The organism is Nocardioides sp. YIM B13467 (genome assembly GCF_042788075.1).
Classification (GTDB): domain Bacteria; phylum Actinomycetota; class Actinomycetes; order Propionibacteriales; family Nocardioidaceae; genus Nocardioides.
This window is the reverse complement of record NZ_JBHZPJ010000013.1, coordinates 39,087-64,388: the sequence shown is the minus strand read 5'-3', so window position 1 is coordinate 64,388 and position 25,302 is coordinate 39,087. Positions and strand designations below refer to the sequence as shown.

The 25,302-nt window shown below is 68.0% G+C and carries 26 protein-coding genes and 2 tRNA genes; 14 read left to right on the top strand and 14 right to left on the bottom strand.

The features are described 5' to 3' along the window. Nucleotides 1-103: 103 nt before the first annotated feature. A complete protein-coding gene (locus ACFX43_RS03800) occupies nt 104-1,501 on the bottom strand; it encodes a PepSY-associated TM helix domain-containing protein (protein ID WP_378817211.1) in 1,398 nt (465 codons plus the stop codon). Between the two features lie 578 nt (nt 1,502-2,079). On the opposite strand from ACFX43_RS03800, the gene ACFX43_RS03795 reads away from it, so the two are divergent. The 4 genes from ACFX43_RS03795 (at nt 2,080) to ACFX43_RS03780 (ending at nt 7,740) form a co-directional block, all read left to right on the top strand. Beyond that, complete coding sequence (locus ACFX43_RS03795) at nt 2,080-4,383, top strand: YncE family protein (RefSeq protein WP_378817209.1); 2,304 nt, start codon at nt 2,080-2,082, stop codon at nt 4,381-4,383. Nucleotides 4,384-4,600: 217 nt separating this feature from the next. Next, nucleotides 4,601-5,875 carry a copper resistance protein CopC gene (locus tag ACFX43_RS03790; RefSeq protein ID WP_378817206.1) on the top strand — a complete coding sequence of 425 codons (1,275 nt, stop codon included), beginning with the start codon at nt 4,601-4,603 and terminating at the stop codon, nt 5,873-5,875. Nucleotides 5,876-5,944: 69 nt separating this feature from the next. After that, the gene (locus ACFX43_RS03785; RefSeq protein ID WP_378817203.1) at nt 5,945-6,409 is read left to right on the top strand and encodes a hypothetical protein; all 465 of its coding nucleotides are present in this window, start codon (nt 5,945-5,947) and stop codon (nt 6,407-6,409) included. Nucleotides 6,410-6,432: 23 nt separating this feature from the next. Continuing rightward, nucleotides 6,433-7,740, top strand: a complete 1,308-nt coding sequence (locus ACFX43_RS03780; RefSeq protein WP_378817200.1) for a hypothetical protein — start codon at nt 6,433-6,435, stop codon at nt 7,738-7,740. Here ACFX43_RS03780 and ACFX43_RS03775 read toward each other — a convergent pair. Then, nucleotides 7,681-8,454, bottom strand: a complete 774-nt coding sequence (locus ACFX43_RS03775; protein ID WP_378817197.1) for a PaaX family transcriptional regulator C-terminal domain-containing protein — start codon at nt 8,452-8,454, stop codon at nt 7,681-7,683. The two genes, ACFX43_RS03780 and ACFX43_RS03775, sit on opposite strands and share 60 nt — an antisense overlap. A gap of 130 nt (nt 8,455-8,584) precedes the next feature. Between ACFX43_RS03775 and ACFX43_RS03770 the strand changes: the two genes are divergently transcribed. Further along, a complete protein-coding gene (locus ACFX43_RS03770; protein ID WP_378817194.1) occupies nt 8,585-9,406 on the top strand; it encodes an SDR family oxidoreductase in 822 nt (273 codons plus the stop codon). Then, entirely contained in the window at nt 9,403-10,116 is a 714-nt protein-coding gene (locus ACFX43_RS03765; protein WP_378817192.1) for an enoyl-CoA hydratase/isomerase family protein, read from the top strand. Before ACFX43_RS03770 ends, ACFX43_RS03765 begins: the two co-directional genes overlap by 4 nt. Nucleotides 10,117-10,212: 96 nt before the next feature. Here the strand turns inward: ACFX43_RS03765 and ACFX43_RS03760 are convergent, their stop codons facing one another. The 3 genes from ACFX43_RS03760 to ACFX43_RS03750 form a co-directional block, all read right to left on the bottom strand. Continuing rightward, on the bottom strand, nt 10,213-11,232 hold the full coding sequence (locus ACFX43_RS03760) for a phosphatase domain-containing protein (RefSeq protein WP_378817189.1): 1,020 nt from the start codon (nt 11,230-11,232) through the stop codon (nt 10,213-10,215). A 64-nt stretch (nt 11,233-11,296) separates the two neighbouring features. Next, nucleotides 11,297-11,800, bottom strand: coding sequence for a hypothetical protein (locus ACFX43_RS03755; protein ID WP_378817186.1), 504 nt, complete (start codon nt 11,798-11,800; stop codon nt 11,297-11,299). A gap of 660 nt (nt 11,801-12,460) precedes the next feature. Then, nucleotides 12,461-12,775 carry a hypothetical protein gene (locus ACFX43_RS03750; RefSeq protein WP_378817183.1) on the bottom strand — a complete coding sequence of 105 codons (315 nt, stop codon included), beginning with the start codon at nt 12,773-12,775 and terminating at the stop codon, nt 12,461-12,463. 269 nt (nt 12,776-13,044) lie between these two features. Between ACFX43_RS03750 and ACFX43_RS03745 the strand changes: the two genes are divergently transcribed. Together ACFX43_RS03745 and ACFX43_RS03740 are read left to right on the top strand one after the other, a co-directional pair. Then, nucleotides 13,045-13,344 carry a hypothetical protein gene (locus ACFX43_RS03745; protein ID WP_378817180.1) on the top strand — a complete coding sequence of 100 codons (300 nt, stop codon included), beginning with the start codon at nt 13,045-13,047 and terminating at the stop codon, nt 13,342-13,344. A gap of 335 nt (nt 13,345-13,679) precedes the next feature. Then, on the top strand, nt 13,680-13,949 hold the full coding sequence (locus ACFX43_RS03740) for a tyrosine-type recombinase/integrase (RefSeq protein WP_378817177.1): 270 nt from the start codon (nt 13,680-13,682) through the stop codon (nt 13,947-13,949). 61 nt (nt 13,950-14,010) lie between these two features. On the opposite strand, the gene ACFX43_RS03735 is transcribed toward ACFX43_RS03740, so the two are convergent. The 7 genes from ACFX43_RS03735 to ACFX43_RS03705 form a co-directional block, all read right to left on the bottom strand. Continuing rightward, nucleotides 14,011-14,083 (bottom strand) — tRNA-Ala (locus ACFX43_RS03735). Nucleotides 14,084-14,137: 54 nt separating this feature from the next. Beyond that, nucleotides 14,138-14,956, bottom strand: a complete 819-nt coding sequence (locus ACFX43_RS03730; protein WP_378817174.1) for a hypothetical protein — start codon at nt 14,954-14,956, stop codon at nt 14,138-14,140. A gap of 100 nt (nt 14,957-15,056) precedes the next feature. Beyond that, nucleotides 15,057-15,656, bottom strand: coding sequence for a GNAT family protein (locus ACFX43_RS03725; RefSeq protein ID WP_350836541.1), 600 nt, complete (start codon nt 15,654-15,656; stop codon nt 15,057-15,059). After that, nucleotides 15,653-16,132, bottom strand: coding sequence for a MogA/MoaB family molybdenum cofactor biosynthesis protein (locus ACFX43_RS03720; RefSeq protein WP_160025522.1), 480 nt, complete (start codon nt 16,130-16,132; stop codon nt 15,653-15,655). The genes ACFX43_RS03725 and ACFX43_RS03720 overlap by 4 nt, the downstream gene beginning before the upstream one ends. Continuing rightward, nucleotides 16,129-16,599 (bottom strand): cyclic pyranopterin monophosphate synthase MoaC, encoded by a 471-nt coding sequence (gene moaC / locus ACFX43_RS03715; protein ID WP_378817171.1) that lies wholly within the window; start codon nt 16,597-16,599, stop codon nt 16,129-16,131. Before moaC ends, ACFX43_RS03720 begins: the two co-directional genes overlap by 4 nt. Next, nucleotides 16,599-17,807, bottom strand: a complete 1,209-nt coding sequence (gene glp, locus ACFX43_RS03710; RefSeq protein ID WP_378817170.1) for a gephyrin-like molybdotransferase Glp — start codon at nt 17,805-17,807, stop codon at nt 16,599-16,601. The genes moaC and glp overlap by 1 nt, the downstream gene beginning before the upstream one ends. A 10-nt stretch (nt 17,808-17,817) precedes the next feature. Next, entirely contained in the window at nt 17,818-19,194 is a 1,377-nt protein-coding gene (locus tag ACFX43_RS03705; protein ID WP_378817168.1) for a UTP--glucose-1-phosphate uridylyltransferase, read from the bottom strand. Nucleotides 19,195-19,271: 77 nt separating this feature from the next. Between ACFX43_RS03705 and ACFX43_RS03700 the strand changes: the two genes are divergently transcribed. The 4 genes from ACFX43_RS03700 (at nt 19,272) to ACFX43_RS03685 (ending at nt 21,343) form a co-directional block, all read left to right on the top strand. Next, nucleotides 19,272-19,835: a 5-formyltetrahydrofolate cyclo-ligase gene (locus ACFX43_RS03700; RefSeq protein ID WP_378817165.1), complete on the top strand. Its 564-nt coding sequence runs from the start codon at nt 19,272-19,274 to the stop codon at nt 19,833-19,835. Nucleotides 19,836-19,894: 59 nt separating this feature from the next. Then, a complete protein-coding gene (locus tag ACFX43_RS03695; RefSeq protein ID WP_160025529.1) occupies nt 19,895-20,164 on the top strand; it encodes an FmdB family zinc ribbon protein in 270 nt (89 codons plus the stop codon). A gap of 101 nt (nt 20,165-20,265) precedes the next feature. Next, nucleotides 20,266-20,925, top strand: a complete 660-nt coding sequence (locus ACFX43_RS03690) for an SAF domain-containing protein (RefSeq protein WP_378817162.1) — start codon at nt 20,266-20,268, stop codon at nt 20,923-20,925. 67 nt (nt 20,926-20,992) lie between these two features. Continuing rightward, nucleotides 20,993-21,343 (top strand): MscL family protein, encoded by a 351-nt coding sequence (locus ACFX43_RS03685; protein WP_378817160.1) that lies wholly within the window; start codon nt 20,993-20,995, stop codon nt 21,341-21,343. A gap of 23 nt (nt 21,344-21,366) precedes the next feature. Here ACFX43_RS03685 and ACFX43_RS03680 read toward each other — a convergent pair whose 3' ends face one another. Together ACFX43_RS03680 and ACFX43_RS03675 are read right to left on the bottom strand one after the other, a co-directional pair. After that, entirely contained in the window at nt 21,367-21,570 is a 204-nt protein-coding gene (locus ACFX43_RS03680; RefSeq protein ID WP_378817157.1) for a hypothetical protein, read from the bottom strand. Then, nucleotides 21,570-23,651, bottom strand: a complete 2,082-nt coding sequence (locus ACFX43_RS03675; RefSeq protein WP_378817153.1) for an LCP family protein — start codon at nt 23,649-23,651, stop codon at nt 21,570-21,572. The genes ACFX43_RS03680 and ACFX43_RS03675 overlap by 1 nt, the downstream gene beginning before the upstream one ends. Nucleotides 23,652-23,854: 203 nt before the next feature. Between ACFX43_RS03675 and ACFX43_RS03670 the strand changes: the two genes are divergently transcribed. Further along, nucleotides 23,855-23,930: transfer RNA gene (locus tag ACFX43_RS03670), tRNA-Arg, on the top strand. A 277-nt stretch (nt 23,931-24,207) separates the two neighbouring features. Next, a complete protein-coding gene (locus tag ACFX43_RS03665; RefSeq protein WP_378817150.1) occupies nt 24,208-25,122 on the top strand; it encodes a dihydrodipicolinate synthase family protein in 915 nt (304 codons plus the stop codon). Nucleotides 25,123-25,302: the final 180 nt, after the last annotated feature.

Genomic DNA, 25,302 nt, shown 5'->3' with positions numbered 1-25,302 from the left:
CAGGGTGACGCGCCGCCGAGGCTTTGACGGCCCTCGGCGGCGCCTCTCCGTCGTCGGATGTGGCTTGGTGAGCGTGTCCAACCACCGGTCGTGGCGGGACGCCTCAGGCAGTGCTCACCCGGGCACGGCGCCGCCGCAGTGTGTTCACGGTGCCGTCGAGGGCGACGAATGCGACGAGGGTGACGCCGAAGACCGGCATCGCCCAGCCCAGGGCACCCGCAGCGAGAAGCACCACGACCAGCATCGGCACCGACAGGTTGCGCCACACCGGGGCCGGGGAGGAACGCCCGGACCGAGTGGGCCGAGTGGGCCGGCGCTGCCACCACATCCGATACCCAAGGCCCAGGAGCGCGAGCGATCCCAAGGCCAGCAGGGCCAGCGCAAGCTGGTTGGCCAGACCAAACAGGGTGCCGCTGTGGGCATCGACACCGATGCTGGTGAGCTTGGCCATCAGGGGGTAGTCCTCCCAGTCCTGGCGGGCAGTGACCTGCTCGGTGTAGGGATCGATGACGACGGAGGTCTTGCGGATCGGCAGCCCGTCGGACGACTCCTTGACAGTGAAGGGCCCCTCGGGGGCGTGCGGTGGGACGAGAGTGAGTTCACCCTGCAGGCCTTCCGACCGGGCCACCTCGACAGCACGGTCGAAACTGATCGGCTCAGCACTGTCCACGGCCGTCACCTCCGGCATGGAGAGCGAAGGGGTCTTGCCGTTCAGGGCGGTGATCGCCGCGTCGACGCGGCCACCGGCATAGTTCGACCAGGTCAGGCCGGTGATGCTGATGCCGAGCAGCCCGACCGCCAGCCAGAGACCCAGGACCCCGTGCCAGGACCGATTGCGCGCTCGTCCCTTCGCGGTGAAGGACGGAACCAGCACGGTCCGCAGGGATCGGCCACGGGCGCGCTTGCTGAGCCACAGCACCAGGCCACCGAGCACGATGAAGGGCAGCCAGCTGGCAACGAACTCGGAATAGAGCCGACCGAGGTCGCCCAGGTGCAGGTTGCCGTGGAGCTCGCGCAGCCACACCTGCGCGGGTGGGCGGTTGTCCACGGTGACCAGTTCGCCGTTGACGCCTCCGGTGTACGGATCGACGTACACAGTCAGCGACTCCGAGGAGAAGGGGCTCCCGGTCTGTTTCAGGCCTTCGATGCCCCCGAGCACGACCTGGGCGGTTCGGTCGGGGTCCTCCGCCGGAATGACCGAGGTGACATGGGCGTCCGGATGGACGGCGAGTGCGGCCTCGACCTGCTCCGACAGCGGTCGCGGGCTTCCTGTCTGCGCCTCCACGTACAGCTTGTCGCCGTACAGCACGTCGTTGATCTGGGGAGTGAAGGCATAGGCCAGGCCGGTCAACGCCAACACCGCGAGGAACGGCGCGACCAGAAGGCCCGCCATGAAGTGCACGCGTCGAGCGAGCAACCACAGCAGGGCGCTGGAACGCTTTCGATCGGGCGTGCCGACACCAGCCCGGGGCCGTGAGGGTTCGATGGGGATCGTGGTCATGCCAACCCCATCGGTACGACGGTCGTCACAGCAGCGGAGACCGACGGGGTGACCGCACGACCCAACACCCGGACCGCCCTTCTGAAGCCTTCCTGGTGAACGTAGGTAAGACTGGGCATGGCCTCTCCTTCTTTACTTTTCCCTCCTTGAACCCAATTTGTTTTGGATGTTTCAGAGGTTTGCTTTGGATGTTTCAGGTTTTGTAGAACAGCCGTTTGGGCCAGATAGCCAGTAGGCCGACCAGGTATGTCTGATTCGTCGCTGCAACGTAACGCGACAGTAAAAAGAGCATTCCGGCATCCGGCTTTGCCCTTTTCGGCGGCTGTTTCCAGGCGCACATTAGAGGTCTCAGATAAGCACCCGGGGGTATTATCGAGGCGAAACCACCGGGGGTATTATCGAGAAAATAGGCGCCCGATCTTAATACCCTCGTGAGGTTGTGAGGTCCCATTAACGATTAGATTTCAGCCAGGGTTCTGGGCCCTTAATGAGCGCGGGATTTAGTGGATTGCACTCCTCGGAATCCCCAAATTCCCCCTGGAGCTCGAAATCAATGCGCGAAACGGAAAGGCATTCTTATGTCTGAATCAGCTCCCCAAGGCTTCTTGGGGACCAGGAAGCGACGACGACGGCTCGGCGCAGTGGCCGTGGCGGCGGCCTCGGCGATCACAGCGGCGAGTCTGACCACGGTGCCGGCGGCAGGCCAGCAGCCGGTCGGGGTGGGCCCGCTCCCCATCACTTTCGACCTGACCGACGAGAACGGAGGATGGTTCGACTCCGGTCTCAATCTCTTCGGCAGCAAGTCCCTCGCGGTCGGCGTGCTCCCCCGGGTCGCCGTGCCTGCTGGCGGAGTGCCCTCTATCGGCGGCCCGTTGCTGCCGACTGACGCGTCGTTGGTGGAGAACCTCCTCGGCGGGCTCGGCACCGCCGGCGGGGCGGGCGCACCGACCGACCCGCTGGCCCTCGACTCGACCCTTGCCACCGTGCAGGGCATCGCGAAGTCCTCCCCGGAGGCGGCTTCCAAGGCCGCCGAGGCCGAGGACCTGATCGGCCAGCTCGAGGCGACCGTAGCCGACATGCCGGCGGGCGAGCCGGTCGACCTGAGCTCGCTGCCGGTCGGCGTTGACCTGGCGGGTGTCCTGGACTCCCTCCAGGAGTTCGCGGTCGAGGGGCCTCCGGTCACCGTCACGTTCAACGTGGACCCGGCCAAGTCCCAGGGAATCCGCAACCCGATCGGGCTGATCGCTCCGGAAGGGGCGGACGGGTTCCCGTACATGGACTCCAAGGGCGCCTTCTTCGGCGAGAAGACGATCCAGCTCACCGAGCCGGGGCTGTACGCCTTCACCGACTCGGTCGCGCCCTACATGCTCGGCGCGGTCGTCGTCGACGACCCGCTCACGTTGGGTCTCGACTTCGGCGAGAAGCTGGTGGTCAACGGGAAGCCCGAGCCCGTTCCGTCGAACGCCGACATCATCCAGCGGCTGGTGAACGCGTTCTTCACGATCACCAACCCGAACAACTGGCAGCAGTTCAGCAGCACCAAGGAGGTGTCCTGGAACCCGGTCCAGCCGCCCGCCCCGATCCTGCAGTACGACGCAGACGGCAAGCCGGTGCTGATCCCGAACCTGGACGCGTACTTCGACCAGAAGTTCGACTACCCGAGGAAGCTGCCGGCGTTGAAGAAGCCGACCACACCTGGTGTGGGTGAGGTCTGGATGGCCACTCAGATGGAGGACTACGCAGGGAAGGAGAAGCACGGCTCCATCACGAAGATCAACGCCGAGGACTGGACGATCGATCGGAAGATCGCAGCCCCCGAGATCAACATGAACAACGTCCACAACATGTGGGCGGACAAGACCTACAAGTACCTGTACGGGAACGAGTGGTTCGACAACGAGACCGACGTGTTCGACCGGGAGACCGGGAAGTTCGTGCGGAGCCTCGAGGTCGGGCCCAACCCGGCGCACGTGATGACCCGTCCGGGCAACGACAACCTCACGATCGGCATCAACGCCGGGACCGACATCGTCGAGGCGGCACCGGGGGCCACGAAGATCGTCAAGCGCATCCATGCCGACCCGGAGAGCGGCATGACCCCGCACCCGCACGCGCACTGGACCAGCCATGACGGCAAGACGGTCGTCGCGCCGAACACGATGACCGAGGAGGCCGTCATCGCCGACATGGACTCGGGGACCGTCAGGCACGAGCCCGTCGGGGCGTTCCCGATCGCCACGTCGATGACACCGGACTCGAAGAAGGCGTACCTGTCCAACTTCCTGGGCATGAGCGTGTCGTGCGTGTCGCTGAAGGAGGACGCATGTGCGACCCCCGACGGCGGTGTGGCCAAGAACTCCACGATCGACCTGTGGCAGAACTACGACGCGAAGTCCGGTCCTGAGAAGGGCAAGCCGTGGGGCGGACTGACCATCCAGCTGCCGGTGAGCCCGGACGGTAAGGCGCTGCTGGCGGTGAACACGCTGTCCCAGACGGTCAACGTGATCGACCCGAAGACACACAAGTTGATCAAGGACCTGCCGTGCAACGCCGGTTGCCACGGCGCCAACTTCGGCGCCAAGGAGGGTGGCGGCTACTACGCCTACGTCTCCAACAAGTTCTCCAACGCCATGCAGGTCATCGACGTCGACCCGAACAACGATGGCGACATCTCGGATGCCGCCATCGCCGGCCAGCTGACGCTGGGGCCGACGTCGGACACCAAGATGGACGACGAGCTCGTCGCCCACCCCGGTGTGGGTGGACAGGGCGTCCTGGCCCTCCCGCTGGTCTACAACGGCTGGTCACAGGAGATCCCGGAGGCCTGGCGAAAGGGTCTGACCTGCGAGCAGATCAACCCGATCGACAAGTCGGCCTGCTGATCACCATCTGACACCACCGAAGGTCCGGGGCTGGGCAGCGCAGCCCAGCCCCGGACCGTCTCCGCACGGCCCGGCGTCCCGACGAAGTCAAGCCGGGTGTCGCCGGGCCGACATTTTCCCAGGAGTTCCCAATCATGCAGGAGGCTGGCCGATGACGGCGCAGGAGATTCGCCCACAGGCTGTCACGACCCCACCCCGCCCCGGGTTCCGTCGGCGCGTGATCGGGCTGATTGTGTTGGTCGCAGTCTGCTGGGGAGTGTTGCTCACGGTGCTGCCGTCGCAATCCGGTGACCCGGTGCTGGTCTCGGTGAGTCCGGCGGACGGCGAGACGGTCAAGTCCCCCGACGAGGTCCGGATCACGTTCGACCGGCCCGTCCCCGCGGAGCTCGCGACGGTCCAGATGACTGATCCCGCAGGCGAGCGCATCGTGTCGACCCGGCCGTACAACCCGCCGGGGGCCGACGACGCGATTGCCGTGCCGATGCCGAAGACCCGCTACGAGGGGATCTACTCCGTCGTCTGGTCGGTGCCGTCCAGCACCCTCGAACCGATGGTCGGGTCGTCGTCCTTCTCTGTGTTCTCCGCGGCGAGGCTCACCGCGGTCCCCGGGCTCGTCGTCGACCGCGACCCGGTCGTCGTCACGGTGTACACGGTGGCGGGAGTCCTCGCGACAGCCGCCCTGGTGCTAGGTGTCGGGACCGTGTTCGTGCTCGGGGTCGTCTGGCCTGAGGGCGTCCGCCGCCCGGGATCGCGCCGTCTGCTCCGGTACACGTGGGCGACCATGGTGCTGGCGACGCTCGTGTCACTGCTCTCGTTCGGCGGTTACGCCGCCCGGACCTCGCTCGGTGACGCGTTCGACCCGGCGCTCCTCGCCGGGACGGTCAAGTCGTACATCGGGGCGGCGCTCATGGCCAGGCTGCTCGTCCTGCTGCCGCTCACACTCGGCTTCTGGCAGCTCCTGCGGAGCGAGCCGGCCCGGACCTCGGTCGAGCGCTGGACGGCCGCGGCGACGGTGCTCGGTGCCGCCTCGGCGTTGGCGGCCACCTGGGTCTTCGCCCGCCCGCACGCACCGGGGAGACCGGGGCCGCTCAGCGTGGCCGCGGACACCGCGCTCCTGCTCGCGGCCGCGGTAGGCGTCGGCGCCGCGGTGATGCTGTGGACGGTCCTGCGTCGAGCCGGTGGACAGATGGCGCCCGCCACGCGGCTGCTCGCCCGGATCATGCCGGTGGGCGCTGCGGTGCTGCTGCTCGCGGCGACCACGACCACGACCGCCGGCTGGCAGCTGGCTGCGTACGGCGCGCTGGCGGTGGTGATCTTCGGCACGGGGGTGGCACTCCTGTACCGGGAGCGGCGGCGTAGATCCGACCTCGAGGAGAGCGACGGCCGGCGAGACAAGCCCGGTCGCCGGCGGCTGCGGGAGGTGGCGGCGGTGTCAGCCTCGGCCACCGTCGTGGCGCTCGCAGCGCTACCCGGTTCGGGCCTCCCCGGTTAGGGCCCGCTCGGCGCACTGTCGTGGCACGTGCGGGCGAACTATCAGACACAACTCACACGAGAGGTATCCATGCCTACGCGTCTCCGCCTTCTCGGGCGGTTCAGCACCACCATCGCTGCGACGTTCGCACTCGTCCTCGCGCCCGCCGCGTGCGGAGGCGCCGAGGACACCGCCCCACCGGCCGAGCCGGCCGGCGCGACGTCCTCCGTGACCCCCTCGGCTGCCTCATCGCCGGCAGCTCCGGTCAGCCCCAGCACCGAGTCGACCGATCTCGGTCCGCTGCTCACGATCATCATCGACGGAGAGGAGGTGTCACCCAATGCGGAGGAGATCCATCTCGGCACCGGAGAGAAGCTCCTCGTGGAGATCGACTCCGATCGGGCCGGCGAACTGCACATCCACTCCGCCCCGGAGCAGTTCGTCCAGTTCGCCGAGGGGACCACGGACGGCGAGATCGTCGTGAACACTCCTGGCACCGTCGAGGTCGAGGACCACGACACCGGCGCCGTCGTCGCCCTCATCGAGGTGCACTGACTTTGTTTCCCCTGATCCTGCCCATGCATGGCTTGGGCGGGGGCGCCGACCTGCCCATTCCCGCCTCCTTCGCGATCGTGGGCGGCACCGCCGCCCTCGCCTTGTCGTTCGTCGTTCTGCTCCTGGCGTGGCGTACGCCGCGGTTCTCGACCGCCGGCGGCGAACGAGCCGTCCCCGCCGGGCTCGCCGCGTTCCTGGACAGTCCTGGCTGGACCATGAGCGTCCGTGCGCTCGGGATGGCGTTCTTCTGCTTCATGCTCTGGCCCGCCCTGTTCGGGCCGGACCTGCTGAACAACCCCACCTTTGGCGTGGTCTACGTCTGGCTCTGGGTCGGCATCGTCCCGGCTTCGCTGCTCTTCGGCCGCTTCTACCGTGCTGTCAGCCCGGCCCGCACCCTCCACCTGATCCTCGCGAAGGTCGCGGGGCGACCACCTGGCGAAGGCATTCGCCGATATCCGGCCCGCCTGGGGTACTGGCCCGCAGCAATCGGTCTGTTCGCCTTCGTCTGGCTCGAGCTCGTCTCACCCCAAGCGACCTACCTGGGCTCGGTTCGCGCGTGGTTCGCGTGCTACCTGGCAGCGATGCTGCTCGGCGGCGCGATCTTCGGCGGACGCTGGCTCGAGCGCGCCGACCCTTTCGAGGTCTACTCCACCCTGTTGGCCCACCTCTCACCCTGGGGACGCACCGACGAAGGCGACCTCGTCTGGATCAGTCCGCTACGCCACCTTGCCCGGGTGCCGGGCGAAGCAGGACTGGTGGCCACGGTCGCGGTCCTCCTCGCAAGCACCGCATACGACAGCTGGCGCGAGAGCGTGACCTGGATCCGGTTCGTCCAGTCCAGCGGCATCGATCCGGCGGTGTTGGGAACGGCCGGGCTCCTGACGGCGGTCGCCGTCGTCGGAGTCGTCTTCATGGCGGCGTCGATGGCGACAGGGGTCGATGAGAGCGTCGATCGCTGGCAGATCCCGCGTCAGCTCGCTCACTCCATCGTCCCGATCGTCGTCGGCTACATGGTGGCGCACTACCTGAGCTTCTTCGTGCAGGTCGGCTCACAGACTCTGATCCAGATCAGCGACCCCGTCGGAACCGAGGCGAATCTGTTCGGGACCGGGGACTGGGAGGTCAACTACTGGTTCTCCCAGCATGCGACCCTCCTGGCCACGACCAAGGTCGTCTCCATCGTGACCGGGCACGTCTTGGGCGTCATCGCAGCTCACGACCGTGCCCTGGAGATCCTCCCACGGCGTCACCAGGTCGCCGGTCAGCTGCCGCTACTCATCGCGATGGTGCTCTACACCTACATGGGCCTCTACCTGCTGTTCGGAGCCTGACACGGTGGCCGACAGCTCACCGCGCTGGCGAGTGTCGATCAGCCAGGCCTTGTAGTCGAGGTGGGCCTTCCGCAGCGCGGCACCTGGCCAGTTCGCGGGAAGCAGCTCGTCGGGCAGGACGGGATCCGCGAGCAGGTGACGTACGGAGGTGGCGCAGGCGGTGAACCGCAGCACGGGGTCGTCGGTGTCGGTGGCCGCCAGCAGCTCGCGCGCCCGGTCGGCCCAGCTGGCCAGGTCCCACAGCCTGCCGGCAAGCTCCGCGGGGTCGGTCGTGGGCCGCATCGTCAGCCGCTCGCACAGACCGGCGAGGTCATCGGACCACACGAGATCGAGGTTCGCCGGGCGTACCCAGACACCCTCACGCAGCTCGGCCAGACGAAGCTCCGCGAGCGTCGCCCGGAGGCTCGCCCTGTCGGCGGCGGAGCGGCCGGTAGCGGTCACCACGACCATGTCCCAGTCACCGTCCCAGGCGCCGGTCTGCACGTGGATCGCCGCCTCCTGGCGGCGCTGGCGGTGGCTCAACCTCTCGGAGAGCTGGTATCTCCCGTCCGCGGTTCGGACCAGGTCGTCGGCGGCGACCATGCGGGAGAGCGCGACCCGGACCGTCGTTTCCGAGAAGCCGACCAGACGGCCACCCGCGACGAGCTCGCGGGCGGACAACGTCGGCACCTCGGCGCTCATGAGCAGACCCAGGAGCGCCGATCGGGCGGACACAGGGCGAAGGGCGCTCGCATCGGGTCGAGTCGGTGACATCCCTCCGGATCTTACATGAATCCCGCACCCGCAGACGATGTGTTATTTACATCATTGCCACAGCCGCAGACGATCTGTAACGTCCCCAGGCATGAGCCTTAATGGACGCACCATCATCATGTCGGGCGGCAGTCGCGGCATCGGCCTAGCCGTAGGCATCGCCGCGGCCAGGCTGGGAGCCAACGTCACGCTGCTGGCGAAGACGGACAAGCCCGACCCACGCCTCCCCGGCACCGTTCACACCGCCGCCGCCGAGATCGAGGAAGCGGGCGGTCAGGCGCTGGCAGTGGTGGGCGATGTCCGCGACGAGGCCTCGGTGGAGAACGCCGTCGCACAGACCGTCGAGCGGTTCGGCGGCATCGACATCGTGCTCAACAATGCCTCCGCGATCGCACTCGACGGCACCGAAGACCTGCCGATGAAGCGCTTCGACCTGATGACCCAGATCCAGCTGCGCGGGACGTACCTGCTCACGAGCAAGTCGCTTCCCCACCTGCGCGCATCGACCAACCCGCACATCCTGTCGCTGTCGCCGCCGATCAACCTGTCGCCGCAGTGGCTCGGCGCGCACCCGGCGTACACCCTGGCGAAGTACGGAATGAGTCTGCTGACGCTCAGCTGGGCGGCGGAGTACGCCGAGCACGGCATCGCCGCCAACTGCCTGTGGCCGGAGACCCTCATCGCCACGGCCGCGGTTCAGAACCTCCTCGGCGGAGACGCAGCGGTCGAGAGGTCGCGTACGCCCGAGATCGTCGCCGACGCGGCGGTGGAGATCCTGGGGCGGCCCTCGCGCGAGTGCACCGGCAACTCGTTCCTGGATGTGGACGTGCTTCGGGATGCCGGAGTCACGGACTTCTCGAAGTACGGCGGGACCGGCGACCTGGAGTACGACATCTTCGTGGACCGGCCATGACCAGCCTCGAACGGGAGCGGCGCGGAGACGTCGAGATCCTCCGGCTCAACCGTCCCGAGAAGCGGAACGCCCTCGACGCCCCGACTCTGCGCCTGCTCAACGACGCGTTGAGAGAGCTGTCCGACGACGGCGAGATTCGCGCGGTGGTGCTCTCGACGACATCTCCCGACGCCTTCTGCGCAGGCGCGGACGTCACCGAACCCCTGGACCCGGCAGGCGGAGTCGCCCGGATGGAGGCGTTCGCGGAGCTCTATCGGCTCGTCGATCAGGTGCCCGTGCCGACGATCGCTGTCTGCGTCGGCAACTGCGTGGGCGCCGGCGCCGAGATCGTCGCCGGCTGCGACCTACGCGTGGCCGGGGACAATCTGAAGCTCGCGTGGGCGGGCGCTCGGCTGGGCGTTCCGGTCGGCCCGGCCCGACTGACCCAGCTCGTCGGCCTCTCGCGCGCCAAGGAGCTGATCTACACCGGGCGCCCGGTCGGGGCGGACGAGGCTGTCGCGATGGGCCTCGCCCAGCGTACGGCTCCTGCCGGCGAGGCCGAGGCGGTCGCTCTCGAGCTGGCAGGACTCATCGCGCGTCAGTCGTCCGACGGGATTCGCAACCTGAAGGAGATGTTCCGCGAGCTCGAGGGCACCGCCCGCCGGATCACCTACGAGAACGAACGGCTGCTCGACTTCCAGAAGAACAGCGTCGGCCTGCCGCAGGGCTAGCGGGCCCAGGGACGTACCGGCACCGGCAGCTCGTCCGCCACTTCGCGAACAACTAGAAGGCGGTACGGGTCGCAGGCCCTCGAGGCCGTGCCGTTCTCAGAGGAGGCCGAGACCGGTGGCGTGGCGACGTACCGCCTCGCTGTCGGCGACGAGCACGAGCGGCACCTCGTCGCCCATGGAGCTCCACACGCGCTCGACGCGGCCGTCGTGAGGATCGAGCCGCACCTCGCGGATGTAGACCGCGAGGATCCGCCCAGGATGGCGGCGGACGGCGTCGGCGTAGATCTCCGGATCGTGCTCACCGGAGTCGCCCAGGAGGACGAACGGAAGGCTGGGATGGAGCGCGAGGACCTCATCGATGCGCCCGCCCTTCGGCTCCCGGCCGTCGGCGCTGCCGAGCAGATCGCGCAGCAGCAGCGGCCCGCGCGGGAAGTCACGGTGGCGCATGAAGGCGTCCAGGAACGCATGCAGGTTCCACGGACTGGAGGAGATGTAGAACACCGGGTTCGCGCGGGCGGCAAGGTCGCGGTAGAGCTCGGGCGCGCCAGGGAACGGCGTACGCGTGAGCGCCGACCCGGTGAGGGTCTGACGCACCATCCGCCCGACGCGCTGCACCCCGGTCTCGAGGATCGTGTCATCGATGTCGGAGATCACGCCGAACTGCGCCTCACCAACGGGCACGCGGACCTCCACCGTGGCCCGGTGGTCGCCGGCCAGCCCGCGGTACTCGCCGGCCAGCTCGACGGCGCCGCGCGTCAACGGAGCCTGCAGCGTTTGCGGGTCGGGCCGCAGCCGTGCCACGAAGTAGCCCTCGTCATCGGTGACCGCGTCCACCGTGGCATCACCCACGGTGACCCGCAGCGGCACACCCGGCAGCTCGTCGGTCACGAAGTGGCGGATCATGCGGCGTACGGCAGCCCCCGCGCCCTCGCCCTCGACGGCCTCCGAGGGCGGCGGATCGTCGACGACCCGACCGCGTACCACGACCCCCTCGGCACTCCCGTGCCCGCCGTAGCACTCGATCCGGAAGTCCGCCGGAACCCGCGACCCTGCCCGACGGAATCTCGCCGCATCCCAGGCTCGCTCCAGCCCGAGCATCCATTGACGTGCCGACATGGCCACAGCCTAGGGTCCGCCCCGTCTGGACGGCTCACCGCCGCGACGGGACCAAGGGACGTGCTCAGCGCGCGTCGCGCGCACCTTGGCGACGGGCGCCCTGCGCACGAGAGGACGCGTCACGCTTGAGACCTCCGGTCGTCCGCGTCGCGTCCCGCCGCGCGCTGGGCACAGGGGTGGCCCCGTCGTTCGCGGGAGTTTCACGAGGTGGCCCTGCGCTGGTGGCGGCTCGCGCCGCGGCGATCCGTTCGGCCCGCAGCTCCTGCGAGGCCTTCCTCGCCGCCGCGCTGACCTGTCGACTGACCTGCGCCAACACGGACTCGAAGACCTCCACCTTGGCCCTGGCGCGCTGGTTCTGGTCGTAGGCCTTACCGCGTCCGCCGACACTCTCCACTGCGGCGCTGGCACCGCGGCGATAGACCTTCATGTGCTTGCTGCGCTCGCGTCTCACCCGCTCATGAAGCTCGAGGAGCTGGTCCTCGTCGAGCTCGCGCAGGACAGCAGGGTCCGCCTCACGGACGAGAGCTGCTTCCTTTTCGGTCAGGGAATTCAGCAAAGCCTTGTTCACAGGACCCTCCGGTGTCTTCGCCGACGACTGCGCCGCCCCCGGTTGACGCACACGGCGCAAGCCCATGCTACGCCCGGCGCAGGGCCCCGGCCTGGCGTTCAGGACCCTCCGGGGCACGACGGGGGCACAAGGCGAAGAGACAGGCGAGCGGAAAGCAGAAACCCGGCCCGTTCAGCAACGAATTGCTTACTGAGACCGGGTTTTCACCTGGTGGAGCTGAGGGATTCGAACCCCTGGCCTTCTCATTGCGAAGGCGTGTCATCCCATGGCATCGGTGTTTTCCCGCGTGAGGTGCTAATGCATACGTTGCATTCCGACACCCCAATTTCGACGCCGGGGGCACCTGGGGGGCACAAATCCAATCCACCCACCAAGTCCGTATCGCGGGGGCGGAGCGTCACCCGATCCGGCATCTGGCCCCTTTGGCGGGGGTCTGGGGCTTGCCCCACGCTGCCTAACTACATCGGCCTGGGAAGCATCGCAGGGAATGTCCCTGCCGGTAGCGGCGGCCCCCTCCCCCTCGTCGCCAGCCTCCTGCCGTGCCTGGCGGCCGACGTGACGGTGATCGCCGGTAGCGCGGAATACGTACGCAACGATGCGGGTCCGGTCGTCGAGCTGCTGAACGGGTCGGCCTGGTCGGCATCGTGGTGCAGGGTCCCCCTACTTCTCGCGCCGGTCCTTCGTGCGGGTATTCTCAAGTCCTCGGGGGCGGGACGTGTCGTCCGGGTGCGCTCGTGCCCACGACCTCTTGGTCATGACCATGTGGCGTACTTTCTCGTCGGGATCGTGCCGGAGTACCTCGAGCACGCTCAGCGGCACGGTCTTGTTCTGGGCCACCCAGAAACGCATGTCTGGGAACCGCTCGATCACGTCGCGCCAGGTGGTCTCGGACGCTTCGTCACGAGCGGCACGGTTGTAGTCGGCTGGGTCGTCGCTGGTGCGCAGCCGAACGAACTGCTCCGCTGAGTCGATCACGGAGTCATCGTGACATAGGCCGGACGGCTGGCGGGTTGGGTCGATCTGGTCGACGACTGAAGAGTGAGCGCTTGGTCTACGGACTGGGCGCTCTTCTTCATTTGCGCGGCACGTAGGGGGACCGGCCGCCAGGCCGCACGCCCCCGGGGGCCGCGCACGCGGCCGGAGGCCGCCTTGAGTCAGCAGAGAAAGTTCTCACGAAACCGGTCGGGGTGACCTTCTGACCCGGGGTCGCCCAAGAGGAGGCGATACTCGACCCCGTGACGAACATGCGGTCCGACGTGATGCTGTCGATGATGCGCGCCCTCTGGGAGCAGGTCACGGCCGACCTGCGTGGCGTGGCCGTGCAGTACGAAGGCTCCTCGGAGCAAGGCACGATCGAAGGTCGCTTCTTGTACGAGGGCGACGTCGGCGAGGTGCAAGAGGAGTGCGTTTCCCTGGCCGAGACATACTGCATCGCTGACTACCCGCCCGAGGTGTCCGTGGGGTTCCGGGCAATCCCTCACTCGACCCGCGATCTGTTGCCCGGTGAGCACTGGGTGTTCCTTCGCTGGGAGCCGGAACTCTGACCGAATCTTGCCGCCGAGACGCGCCGGTCGACCAAGTCATCAGCCCCCGGGTCGGACGACTCGATCTATCCGGTGCGCTGCGTCTTCGGGGGCTGTCTCGCGCCATAACCGTGGCCGACCTCGTCGAGGTTCCGACCCCTGGCCTCCGCGTTCGTCGCTCCCGCACAGAGGGTCACGAGACCAAGTCCACCAAGGGGCGGCGCTCTCGTCGGGTCCCCCTGGCGAACCGCGTACTTCCGCTGGTGCAACAGATGACGACCGGCAAGAAGGCCAACGATCTTCTGTTCACCACCGACACCGGGGCGACCCTCCACTGAGGTGCCGTCACCCGAACCTTGAAGTGGGAGCAGACCGGCCAGGGGCGACGGCTTCACGACCTCCGTCACACGGCTGCCTGCCTGTGGTTGGCTCGCGGCGTCGACGTCGGGACGGTCAAGGAGTGGATGGGTCACGAGTCGATCGCGACCACGAACCTCTACCTCCACTTCCTCGGCACGGGTGCCGACGCGGCAAGCCTGGACCGGCTCAACGACACCGGCCACAGGGGTGCTCAGAAGGACCCGGGGGGCACCAGGGGGGCACAAGACGAAGGGAAGGGCAAGTGAAAAGGAGAAAACCCCGTCCGTTCCGCATCGAAATGCTTACTGAGACGGGGTTTTCACCGGGTGGAGCTGAGGGGATTCGAACCCCTGGCCTTCTCATTGCGAACGAGACGCGCTACCAACTGCGCCACAGCCCCAAGCGATGAGAAACGTTAGCACCTCGTCGCGGGTGTTACCCAATCAGTATGGCCTCAGGAGCCCGTGGCGCGGCCGCGGGCAGCCTCGGCGGCTTCGGCTGCGGCGCGCTCGGCCTCTTCGGCCTGGCGGACGAGCTCGGAGTCGGCGGCGTTGCGACCCGAGCTCCACACCCCGGTGGCGTCCAGGTCGATGGTGCGGACCGTGCGGCGCGGCGCGGCCTCCTTGGAGACGTACGTCGGCAGCGGGGTCTCCACCGGCTTCCAGGCACCCGCGGGGAGGTGCTCGCCGGTGTCGTCGTGCTCGACGACGGCGACCAGGTCGCCGGTGTCCTGGTCGATGTCGAAGGTGACCCGGGGCGGGGCGACCGGCTCGGGCTCGGGGATGTCCTCGGGGAACGGGATCCGCGCCCAGACCTCACGCTGGTGGCGCACGCTGACCCGGCACGTGACGAGCCAGGCGACGACCAGCGCGCCCGGGATCGCGATCCACACCGGCCCGAAGACACCGAAGCCGGCGAGCGCGCCGACCACGGCGAGACCGAGGACGAGCACACCGAGCACGATGCTGCGGCGCTTGGCCGCGGCGCGAGCCGCGCGGCGGCGTACGGCCATCGGGACGGGTCGCGGAGCGGGCTCCGGGATCGCCTCGGCCTCCGCCTCCGGCTTCTTCGGCGACTTCTCGGTCACCAGATCGGTGGAGTCCTTGCCGGTGGCCTCTCGCCGTGCGAGGATCCGGCGGGACTTGGAGATGGCGGCGCTGGCCCGGCTCTTGGTCCCGTCCTCGGCGGTCGCCGTCTGTTCGAGCGCTTTGGGCACCAAGTACACCGCCCACGCCACGGCGAGGGCGACGAAGATGAGTGCGCTCGGGTCCACGTTAAGAAGCGTAGGAGCCATTACCAGCCCGTAGGCGGACGTGCAGTGGTGTGTCGCGTGTGACTTGTGTGATTTCAGCAGGACACGCCGAGTCAATGCCTCATTCAGGTGACAAACCGAGCCTGGCCAGCATTCCTTGGTGACATTCTTCAACCGTTATCGCGAAGATACGGTGATCTCTCCAGGCACCGTCGATATGCAGAAATCGGGGCGCATATCCGATCTCGTTGATGCCCAGTTTCTCCACGACGCGAAGCGAGTTGGAGTTCTCCGGGCGGATGCAGATCTCGATCCGGTGCAGCCGCGCGGCGGTGAAACAGTGGTCGATGACCAGCGCCACCGCCAGCGGCATCACGCCGCGTCCGGCGAAGCGCTGGTCGATCCAGTAGCCGATCGAGGCGAACTGCGCGGAGCCACGCACGATGTTGTTGACCGTGACCTGACCAGCGAAAACACCGTCGACATCGATCGCGAACGGATAGGTCACGCCACGCTTGGCCTGACGCCGAAGACGACGTACGAGGCTCGCGAACGTCGTGGGCCGCGCGCTCGATCCCGGGGGAACGGTCGCGTCCCACTGGTGCAGCCAGGCAGCCGAGCGACGGCGCGCCTCGGTCCATGCCTTGGCGTCGGTGCGGTCGAGCGGGCGTAGGGTCACCGCGCCGTGAGAGAGGACGGCGGGCCAGCCGGGATCGGTCACTGATGGTCGCTTCCTACACTCTGCTCCACGGCGTGGGGCAGCACCGGACGAAGGACCTCGATCGCATCCTTCACGCCACCCCGGGACCCGGGAAGGTTCACCACCACGCACGCTCCGATCTGACCGGCCAGACCGCGGGACAGTAGCGCCGTCGGGATCCCCTTGGCCACTCCGGCCGCCCTGATGCCCTCGGCGATGCCGGGGATCTCACGATCGAGCAGCGGGCGGGTGACCTCGGGGGTGCGGTCGGTGGGGGTCAGCCCGGTGCCGCCGGTGGTCAGGACGACCCGCGCCCCCTCCTCGGCCGCGCGGGCGATGGCCTCGCCGACCGGGTCTCCGTCGCGTACGACCTCGGGAGGGCCGACCACGAAACCGAGCTCTTCCAGAAAGGTGACCAGGAGGGGGCCGGTGGTGTCTTCGTAGACACCGGCCGAGGCGCGGTTGGAGGCCACGACGACGGTCGCTTTGAGGCTCATCGCTGGAACGTACCCGACTTTCCGCCGGTCTTCGTCTCGACCCGGATATCGGTGATGACCGCCCGCTTGTCGACGGCCTTGATCATGTCCACGACGGTTAGTCCGGCGACCGCGACCGCGGTCAGTGCCTCCATCTCGACACCGGTGCGGTCGGTGGTCTTCACGGTCGCGGTGATCTCGACGGCGTCGTCAGCGACGCCCAGCTCGACCTTGACGCCCGAGACCGCCAGCGGGTGGCACAGCGGGATCAGGTCGGGGGTCTTCTTGGCGCCCATGATCCCCGCGATGCGGGCGACGGCGAGCGCGTCGCCCTTGGGTACGCCCTCTCCGCGGAGCAGCTCGACGACCTCCGGTGCGACCAGCACCCGCCCGGACGCGGTCGCGGTACGAGCCGTGACCGCCTTCTCGGAGACGTCGACCATCCGGGCCGCGCCGGTCTCGTCGACGTGGGTCAACCTGTCAGCCATCAGAACTCCACGTCCAGCTCGATCACGTCCACCTCGGCGTCCTTGTCCAGCGAGGTCGTCTCCGGCGGGATGACGATCAGGCAGTTGGCGCCGGCGAGGTCCCCGATCAGGTGGGACCCCGGGCCACCGATGGGCGAGACGCCGGCGCGGGAGCCGTCGTACCAACCGCGGAGATACTGCTCCTTGCCCTTCGGGGAGCGCACCGCGTGGGTCAGGGCGGCGCGGCGTACGGGCCGTGCCTCGGGGGTCATGCCCATCAGCCGGCGCAGCGCCGGGAGGACGAAGAGCTCGAAGGAGACGAACGAGGAGACCGGGTTGCCGGGGAGGCACAGGACCGGCACGCGCTCCTCGCCGATCCGGCCGAACCCCTGCGGCTTGCCCGGCTGCATGCTCACCGGACCGAACCAGACACCCTCCGGCGTCAGCGCCTCCTTGACCACGTCGTAGTCGCCCATCGAGACACCGCCGGAGGTCACCACCAGGTCGGCACGGACGAGCTGGTCGGAGAGCGCGGTCATGAACGCCCGCGGCTCGTCCGGCACGATCCCGACGCGGTAGGCGATCGCGCCGGCGCGACGGGCGGCGGCGGCCAGCAGGAAGGAGTTGCCGTCGTAGATCGAGTCGTGGCCCAGGGTCTCGCCGGGCTCGCGCAGCTCGGTGCCGGTCGAGAGCACGACCACCCTCGGCCGCGGACGGACCGCGACCTGGGCGCGACCGACCGAGGCGATCAGCCCCAGGTGGCGCGGGCCGAGCACCGTGCCCGCGGGGATGAGCAGGTCACCCTTGGCGACGTCCTCGCCCGCGTAGCGGACGTGCTGAGCCTCCTCCGGCGTCTGCCGGATCTCGACCTCGGCAACGCCGCGGTCGGTCCACTCGTACGGCACGACCGTGTCGGCACCCGTTGGTAGCGGAGCACCCGTCATGATCTTCGCCGCCGCACCCGGCGGGAGCGCCAGCAGCGAGGCCTGCCCCGCACCGATCTCACCGAGCACCGGCAACCGCACCGGCGCCTCGGCCGACGCGGTCGCGACATCGGCGTAGCGGACCGCGTAGCCGTCCATCGAGGAGTTGTCGAAGCCCGGGAGCGCGACCTCGGCATGGATGTCCTCCGCCACCGCCAGCCCGAGGCAGTCCATCAAGGGCTGCGGGTAGGCCGGCATCGGCTCGAGGTCGGCCAGGATTCGCTCGCGGTACTCGGCGGGGGTCACCCCGCCAACACTAGTCGGAGAGGACCGTGGCGGGCGCGACGCGTTCGGCGTCGGCGCCGTCGAGCGAGACCGCGCCGATGACCTGGACGCCCTTGCCGAAGGTCCAGTCGCCGTTGACGGTGAGCGAGGACGCCTTGCGCAGCGACGGAGCGCCCTCGGGGAAGCGCTCGTCGAAGTTCGCGACGTACTTGTAGTAGTCGCCGTCCAGGTCGATGAACGGCACCTCGTCGGCGACCTGGTCGAGCACGAAGTCCTCGCCGATGTCGTAGACGTCCGAGCGCAGCACGAGCAGGTCGTTGGTCGTCTTGACCGGCACGAACCGGTCGCGACCGACCTCGATCAGCTGCGAGCCCTCGAAGACCTCGATCGCGGCGCCCATGGCGGTCTCGATCTGGACGACCTTCGGGGTCTTCGGGTCGGCCGGGTCGACGGTCTTCTCGTTGCGGATCAGCGGCAGGCCGAGGATGCCGTCGCGCTCGGAGAGGACCTTCTTGAGCGCCTTGAGGTCGAACCAGATGTTGTTGGTCGAGCAGTACTTGTGGCGGTTGAGGTCCTGCAGCGCCACCTTGTCCTCATCGCGGGTCTGCGCGGTCTCACGCAGGATCAGGCGGCCGTCGGACTTGCGGCGCGCGAAGTGACCGCCCTTGCGGTCGCTCGGGGTGCGGCGTACGGCCTCGATGGCGAAGGGGGCACCGGACTTGGCGAACCAGCCGGCCACCTTCTCGTCAGGGACGGCGCCGAGGTTGTCGGAGTTGGAGACGAAGACCCGCTCGTAGCCCTGCTCGATGAGCAGGTCGAGGAGCCCGGTGTCGAGCAGGGCGGTGTAGATGTCGCCGTGGCCCGGCGGGCACCACTCGAGCTCGGGGTCCTTGGGCCACTCGACCGGGGTCAGGTTGTCAACGAGCAGGCGCGGCTCGCGGTTCTGCAGAAACTCCAACGGCAGACCCTCGACCGGCAGGTCCTGGTAGCGCTCGAGCGCGGCCAGGCTGTCCTCGGAGGTGCGGAAGGAGTTCATCAGCAGCAGCGGAAGACGTACGTCGTACTTCTCGCGCATGTGCAGGATCTGGCGGGCGATCACGTCCAGGAAGCTCAGACCCTTGCGCACGCACAGCAGCGACTTCGCGCGGTCCATGCCCATCGAGGTGCCGAGGCCGCCGTTGAGCTTGATCACCGCGGTGGTCGAGATGGCGGCGTGCGCCTCCTCATCGGTGACCACGGCGTCGCTGATCGACGGGATGTCGACCGGCTCGATGGTCTCCTCCGGGATCATCCCGGTCTCACCGTGCTCGAGCTGGCGGTAGTAATGTGCGAATGTCTGCACCGCGACGTCGTCCACGCCGGCATCGCGCATCTTCGCCATTGCCTTGGCCAAACCTGGGCTACCCATAGAGGAAAGCCTAGGCTGTCGTTGTGTCGGGTTCACACACCCCTCCGGGTTCTGATAGTCCAGCCCCCGCTGACTTCGTGGGGCGCAAGACTGCCTTACGCGACCAGTTGCTGACCAGCCGGGGGCGCATCGGGCTCCCCCGGTTGGGCTCGCTCGCGCGTGCCCTGTCGCAGGTGGTCACTGATATTCCAGACGTACGCAGCGCCGGAACGGTTGCTCTCTACGTCTCGATCGGCACCGAACCGGGCACCGGACCTCTTATCGACGAGCTGGACGCGGCCGGGAAACGCATCCTGCTGCCCTGTCTTCTGCCGGACAACGACCTGGACTGGGCCGTCTACGACGGAGAGCTGGCCCGGGCGCCTCGGGGGCTGCTGGAGCCCGGCGGGGAGCGGTTGGGCGTCTCCGCGATCGCCGGCGCCGACGTCGTTCTCGTCCCCGGCCTGGCCGTCGACCCACGTGGGCATCGGATGGGGCGGGGCGGCGGATCCTACGACCGGATCCTGGCTCGGGTGCCGGCCGGAACCTTTACCTGCGTACTCCTCTATCCGTGGGAGATCGGCGTCTCGGTGCCGGTCGAGGCGCACGACCGGGCGGTCGGAGCGGCCGCGAGCGCGGAGGGAATGCAGCGCTTCTCCTAGGCGTTCGCTAATATTGGCAGTCGCGCCCGTCGAGTGCCAGATTCTGTTCTAGGAGAAACGTGCCCACCTATCAGTACGCCTGCACCGAGTGCGGCCACGCCTTCGACCAGTTCCAGAGCTTCAGCGACGCCTCGCTGACCGAGTGCCCCGAGTGCGGCGGCAAGCTGCGCAAGGTCTTCAGCGCCGCCGGCGTCGTCTTCAAGGGCTCCGGCTTCTACCGCACCGACTCCCGCTCCGGGTCCTCCTCGTCGACGTCCTCCACGTCCTCGACGACGTCGTCCTCGAGCACCTCCTCCCCGGCGCCGGCCGCCTCCAGCTCCTCGGACTGAGATCACCCGCTTCGGCGGGTTATCCACAGGGTCATCCACAACGTGACCTGGGCTGTGGATAGCGAGATGCGGGAATCACGCGGGCGACTTAGCGTGCCCGCATGTTCACTCGAATCACGTCCTTCTCCCGCCGCGTACGCCGCGGGGTTCTCGCCCATCGACGCCTGCTGGCGTTCCTGCTGACCGCCTCCGCGGTCGCGATCGGCCTGTCGGCCACCCGGCCCGACCCACCCGACACCTCGACGATGGCGGTCGCCTCCCGAGATCTGCCGGTCGGCACGGTCCTCACCGCTGCCGACCTCACCGACGTCTCGACCGACCCCGCCAACGTGCCCGCCGACCTCGCCGAAGCGCCGCTCGGGGAGCGCCTCGCAGCGCCCCTGCGGCGCGGCGAGCCCGTCACCGACGTACGTCTCGTGGGTCCGGGGCTGACCGAGGGCCACCCCGACCTGGTGGCCGTCCCGGTCCGGCTTCCCGACGCCGAGATGGCCGGCTTGCTCCATGTCGGCGACACGGTCGACCTCTACGCCACCGACCCCGCCACCGCCGAGACCGCCCGGGTCACCACCGACACGCTGATCCTCAGCCTCCCTCAAGCCGTGGAGCCGAGCCGGGATGATTCCATGGCACAGGGAAAGACCGAGGGGTTTGGCGTCACGAACACTTCGGCGGGACGTCTGGTCATCGTCGGAGTCGCCGAGAACAGCGTCGAGGACGTCACATCAGCAGGGGTGGGTGGCTACCTCACCTTCGCGTACTGACGGCCAACGCACGCCACATCCGGGGTCTCCTTCACCTCACACAATGAGCAACAGGAGAAAGCAAGAAATGAGCGGTTTCAAGAAGTTCCTGCTCCAGGGCGACCTGATCAAACTAGCGGTCGCCTTCATCATGGGAGCCGCGTTCGCCTCGGTGGTGACAGCCACCGTCACGGTGATCATGGACCTGATCGGGAGGATCGGCGGCACGCCAGACTTCTCCGACTGGACGCCCTATGGCATCCACCTCGGCGCCTGGTTCACCGCGGTGATCTCCTTCGTGATCCTGGCCACGGTCGTCTACTTCATGATCGTGAAGCCCTACACCCACGCCAAGGAGCGCTTCTTCCCGGACCCCGAGCCGGGCGAGACCGAGATCGACATCCTCAAGCAGATCCGCGACAGCATCGCCGTTCGCTGAGGCATTCGCGCCCAGGTGCCGTCTCACCCACCGTGGTGAGGCGGCACCTGCGATTTCAGCCATCGATCCGACGCCGACTCCTCCGACTCCGCCGACGACTCCCGCTCGTCGCTGGTCGTCTCGGGGAGTACGTCACCGAAGATCCGCGCCAGCCTCTGCTTGCGCTTCCACTCCGGCTCCTCCGGTTCGTCCGGCGCATACGGTTCGGGCGAGGTGTCCTCAGCCATCAGCAGAGTCCCGCACGCTCGCGTGCCGCCTTCGCCTCTTCGGCGATCTGGGCAAGCTCTTCCTCGGATGCGCTGGCACCGCCCGAGGCGGTGTCCGCCGACTCGCCGGAACCGGCCTCGTCAGTGGGTGACGACTCCGCCGTCTCGCCATCGGTCGCGCCGCCGTCCGGAGCTGCGTCGCCGTCGCCTGAGCTCTTGCTCTTCTTGCCCGAGGCCTCGCCGACGTCCAAGGCTCCGGCGGCGATCTTCTTGGTCAATGGCTTGTCGTTCGCGATCGCCTTGAAGACGTTCTTCGCCTTCTCCTTATCAAGCACGACAGTGGCTTGAGGGTTCTGAGGATCGGCGATCGTGGGGATGGTGAGGAACTTGATGTTCTCCATCCCGATGCTCTGGAACCCGACACCGATCTTCGCCATCGTGTCGAGGTTGTCCTTGAGACCCTCGTCCATGGTCAAACCCTTGGTCGCGGCGTTCAGGAAGCTGAGCACCTTCGTGGGACTGGACAGGGTGTCGCCGGAGAGCAGCTTGGCCGCCATCGAGCCGATGAACGCCTGTTGGCGCTTGGACCGGTCGAGGTCGCCACCATCGCCCAGGCCATGCCGCAAACGCACGTAGTTGAGCGCCTGTTTGCCCGTCAATTTCTGATCGCCTGCGTCGAAGTGAGCGCCGGTGTATGGGTCGTCGACCTCTTCGGGAATGCAGACGTCGACCCCGTCGATGGCATCGACCATGCCCTTGAAGCTCGCGAAGTCGACCACGACGAGATGATTGACGGTGATGTCGCACTTCTCGCCGCACATCTCGCTGGCCACGGACTCCAACTGCTCGATCGTGCAGGTCGGACCGGCCGTCGCGTAGGCAGCATTCCACCGCACGTACTCAGCGGGAGCGGTCTTTCCGTCCTCGGTCTTGCACGAAGGCCGATTCACCATCGTGTCGCGCGGGATGGAGACGCCGTACGCGAACTTCCGGTTGGCGGACAGATGCAGAAGGATGTTGGTGTCCGAACCACCACCGCTCGCACCGTCGACGCCACACCCCTTGCAGTCGCGGCTGTCCGAACCCATCACGAGGATGTTGATCGGTTCCTTCGGGCCAACATCAGCAGCCTTCTCGCCGAGACTGACGGTGCTGATGTTCGACCGCAGGCTGCGGTAGGTGTAGACGGTGAAGAGTCCGACGAGCAGCGCCAGCACGAGCAAGGTCGAGCTGAGCACCTGCCACACACTGACCCGCGGCTTGTCACGATCCTCGCGCTCGTCCTCCGGGTAGGAGGCGTACGGCTCCTGGTAGCCACCCTCGGGCGGATAGTCGTCATAGGGCTCGTCGTCGTAACCCGATGCGTACGCAGCACCCCGGCGGTCCGGGGCGGGATAGGCCTCGTGGCGGGCCTCGTGCAGCTCGTCGCGTGAAGACGTACGCCCTCGGGGCCGGTCGGCCGGGTCAGGCCGGGGCGCGACAGCGGTTGCGCCGGGGTCGTTCCAATCGAACTCGCGCGCCGCCGGCGGGGCGAGCTGCTGGTCAGGGACCTTGGGGGCGGGAGGGGCGGGGTGAGGATCCTGGCGATACCACTCCGGCGCAGGCGCGATCGCGGTCTCCTCGACGGAGGGTACGGGGGCCGGCGGCGCGGGTATTCGGCGTCCGGGGCGCGGAGTCTCGCGCAACGGAGGGGCCACGGCCGTCGCGTCGGGATCCCACTCCTGAGGGGCGGGAGGGGCAGGTATCGGCGACGGCCCAGGGGTCCCCCGGCCCATCGCCTGCAAGCGCTCGGCGCGGGTCGGCTCCCGTCGCACCGGTTCTGCGTGCAGCGGCTCGACAGCCGGAGGCGCAGGCTGAGCAGGCTCCTGGCGCGCCGGTCGCGCTGCTCGACGGCCACCGCCCGACGATCCCGATCCAGGCCCGGGAGGCGGCGGCGACACGAAGTCGGACTGCGGACGCGCGGCCCGCCGGCCACCGCCGGGCTCCGCCGACGGCTGGTCGGTCGGTACGTCGGCGACCCGAGCACCACGGCCGGAATGAGTCCCCCCAGACTCGTTGCTCTCAGGCTCGTCGGCGCCGTACATCCACTCGAATCCGGACACGCCGGAGCCTGAATCCGCACCCCCACGTCGGGGAGGCATGGAGGAGTCAGGCATAGATCACCGTCATTCGTCGCTTGTCTTTGGGGGGATTCGGGTTGAGTCGACGGTGACTCAACCTACGCGAGGGCCACAAGTTTGACCCCTGACCGCACCGAACCCCAAACCGTAGTATTACCCGCCACCATGGCAAGATATCCGCGAATGCCCCAGTAGCTCAGTGGATAGAGCAGCCGCCTCCTAAGCGAAAGGTCGCAAGTTCGACTCTTGCCTGGGGCACCAGACAAGCAGAGCAGCCGTCCGGCAGCTCCCCATCTGCAGCAGCGGCCGTGCCCGAAGCCGGCCCAGCAGCGGACCCTGCTGACGACCCAGGGCTCGCACCCTGAAGCAATTGGCATCTCGCGTCGCTACCCGCACCCCAGGCCTCTCGGCTATGTAGGCGCGTACCCAATGCAAAGTTCTCATCCGCCCCTTGACTCTATGAGGTCCGTCACACACTATGAATGGGAACGTTCCCGCTAACGTTCCCATCCGATTCAGAACACGAGGAGCCCAGCTCATGAACCTCGACCTTCGCGGCCTCACTCCCGCGCCCGTCACACCATTCACTCGCGACCTCGAGGTCGACTACGACGCACTCGCCTCACTCACTCGGTGGTACGCCTCGATCCCCGGTATCACCGGCCTCGTCTACCTGGGCCACGCCGGAGAGGGCACCTACCTCACCCCCGAGGAGCAGGTGCGGGTGATCGAGGTCGCTGTGGAGAACGCCGGCGACGTACCCGTGATCGCCGGGATCACCGGAGAGGGCGACAAGGTCGCCGGACTCGAGGCCAAGCGAGCAGCCGACGCCGGCGCACGTGCCGGTCTTCTCTACCCCTCGCACGGCTGGCTGCGCTTCGGCTACCAGAAAGGCGCGCCCCAGGAGCGCTACCGCATCGTGCACGAGGAATCCGGCCTCCCGCTGATCCTGTTCCAGTACCCCGACGCCACCAAGGCCAGCTACGACCTCGCCACCCAGCTCGAGATCGGGGCCCAGCCCGGCGTCTTCGCAACGAAGAACGGGGTGCGCAACATGCGCCGCTGGGACACCGAGATCCCTGTCCTTCGCCAGGAGCTCCCCGACCTGCAGATCCTGAGCTGCCACGACGAGTACCTGCTGCACACCATCTTCGACGTCGACGGTCTGCTGGTCGGCTACGGCGGCATCGCCCCCGAGCTGCTGATCGAGTTCATCGCGGCGGGCAAGTCCAAGGACTACCCCGAGGCTCGCCGCATCCACGACACCCTGCTCCCGGTCACCAAGAACGTCTACCACCGCGGGTCACACATGGAAGGAACCGTCGCACTCAAGCTGGCCCTCGTCGAGCGCGGCAAGCTCGAGCACGCCGCCGTACGCCCGCCGCTGCTGCCGCTGGCGCCCGAGGCCCAGGGCGAGATCTCGCTCGCGCTCAAGCACGCCGGCATCATCTGAGGCCGACCTCAGGCACCCGAGCTCTCGCAACACGGTGCCGGCCCCGCCGCAACCCGCGTGGGCCGGCACCCACCCCGCACCACCCACCCCGCACCACACGACCGGCGACACCCCCAGTTCGCCGCCCAGCGCTCCGCATCCCGTCGTCGTCACCGACAGAGGCTTCTCGCGGAGTAGCCA

Excerpts from the sequence above, each read along its gene's own strand:
- ACFX43_RS03705 (WP_378817168.1), bottom strand. The coding sequence starts at position 19,194 with ATGGGTAGCCCAGGTTTGGCCAAGGCAATGGCGAAGATGCGCGATGCC.
- ACFX43_RS03765 (WP_378817192.1), top strand. The coding sequence starts at position 9,403 with ATGACCAGCCTCGAACGGGAGCGGCGCGGAGACGTCGAGATCCTCCGG.
- ACFX43_RS03760 (WP_378817189.1), bottom strand. The coding sequence starts at position 11,232 with ATGTCGGCACGTCAATGGATGCTCGGGCTGGAGCGAGCCTGGGATGCG.
- ACFX43_RS03680 (WP_378817157.1), bottom strand. The coding sequence starts at position 21,570 with ATGGCTGAGGACACCTCGCCCGAACCGTATGCGCCGGACGAACCGGAG.
- ACFX43_RS03690 (WP_378817162.1), top strand. The coding sequence starts at position 20,266 with ATGTTCACTCGAATCACGTCCTTCTCCCGCCGCGTACGCCGCGGGGTT.
- ACFX43_RS03720 (WP_160025522.1), bottom strand. The coding sequence starts at position 16,132 with ATGAGCCTCAAAGCGACCGTCGTCGTGGCCTCCAACCGCGCCTCGGCC.
- ACFX43_RS03785 (WP_378817203.1), top strand. The coding sequence starts at position 5,945 with ATGCCTACGCGTCTCCGCCTTCTCGGGCGGTTCAGCACCACCATCGCT.
- moaC (WP_378817171.1), bottom strand. The coding sequence starts at position 16,599 with ATGGCTGACAGGTTGACCCACGTCGACGAGACCGGCGCGGCCCGGATG.
- ACFX43_RS03770 (WP_378817194.1), top strand. The coding sequence starts at position 8,585 with ATGAGCCTTAATGGACGCACCATCATCATGTCGGGCGGCAGTCGCGGC.
- ACFX43_RS03665 (WP_378817150.1), top strand. The coding sequence starts at position 24,208 with ATGAACCTCGACCTTCGCGGCCTCACTCCCGCGCCCGTCACACCATTC.
- ACFX43_RS03795 (WP_378817209.1), top strand. The coding sequence starts at position 2,080 with ATGTCTGAATCAGCTCCCCAAGGCTTCTTGGGGACCAGGAAGCGACGA.
- ACFX43_RS03780 (WP_378817200.1), top strand. The coding sequence starts at position 6,433 with ATGCATGGCTTGGGCGGGGGCGCCGACCTGCCCATTCCCGCCTCCTTC.
- ACFX43_RS03800 (WP_378817211.1), bottom strand. The coding sequence starts at position 1,501 with ATGACCACGATCCCCATCGAACCCTCACGGCCCCGGGCTGGTGTCGGC.
- ACFX43_RS03685 (WP_378817160.1), top strand. The coding sequence starts at position 20,993 with ATGAGCGGTTTCAAGAAGTTCCTGCTCCAGGGCGACCTGATCAAACTA.
- ACFX43_RS03745 (WP_378817180.1), top strand. The coding sequence starts at position 13,045 with ATGCGGTCCGACGTGATGCTGTCGATGATGCGCGCCCTCTGGGAGCAG.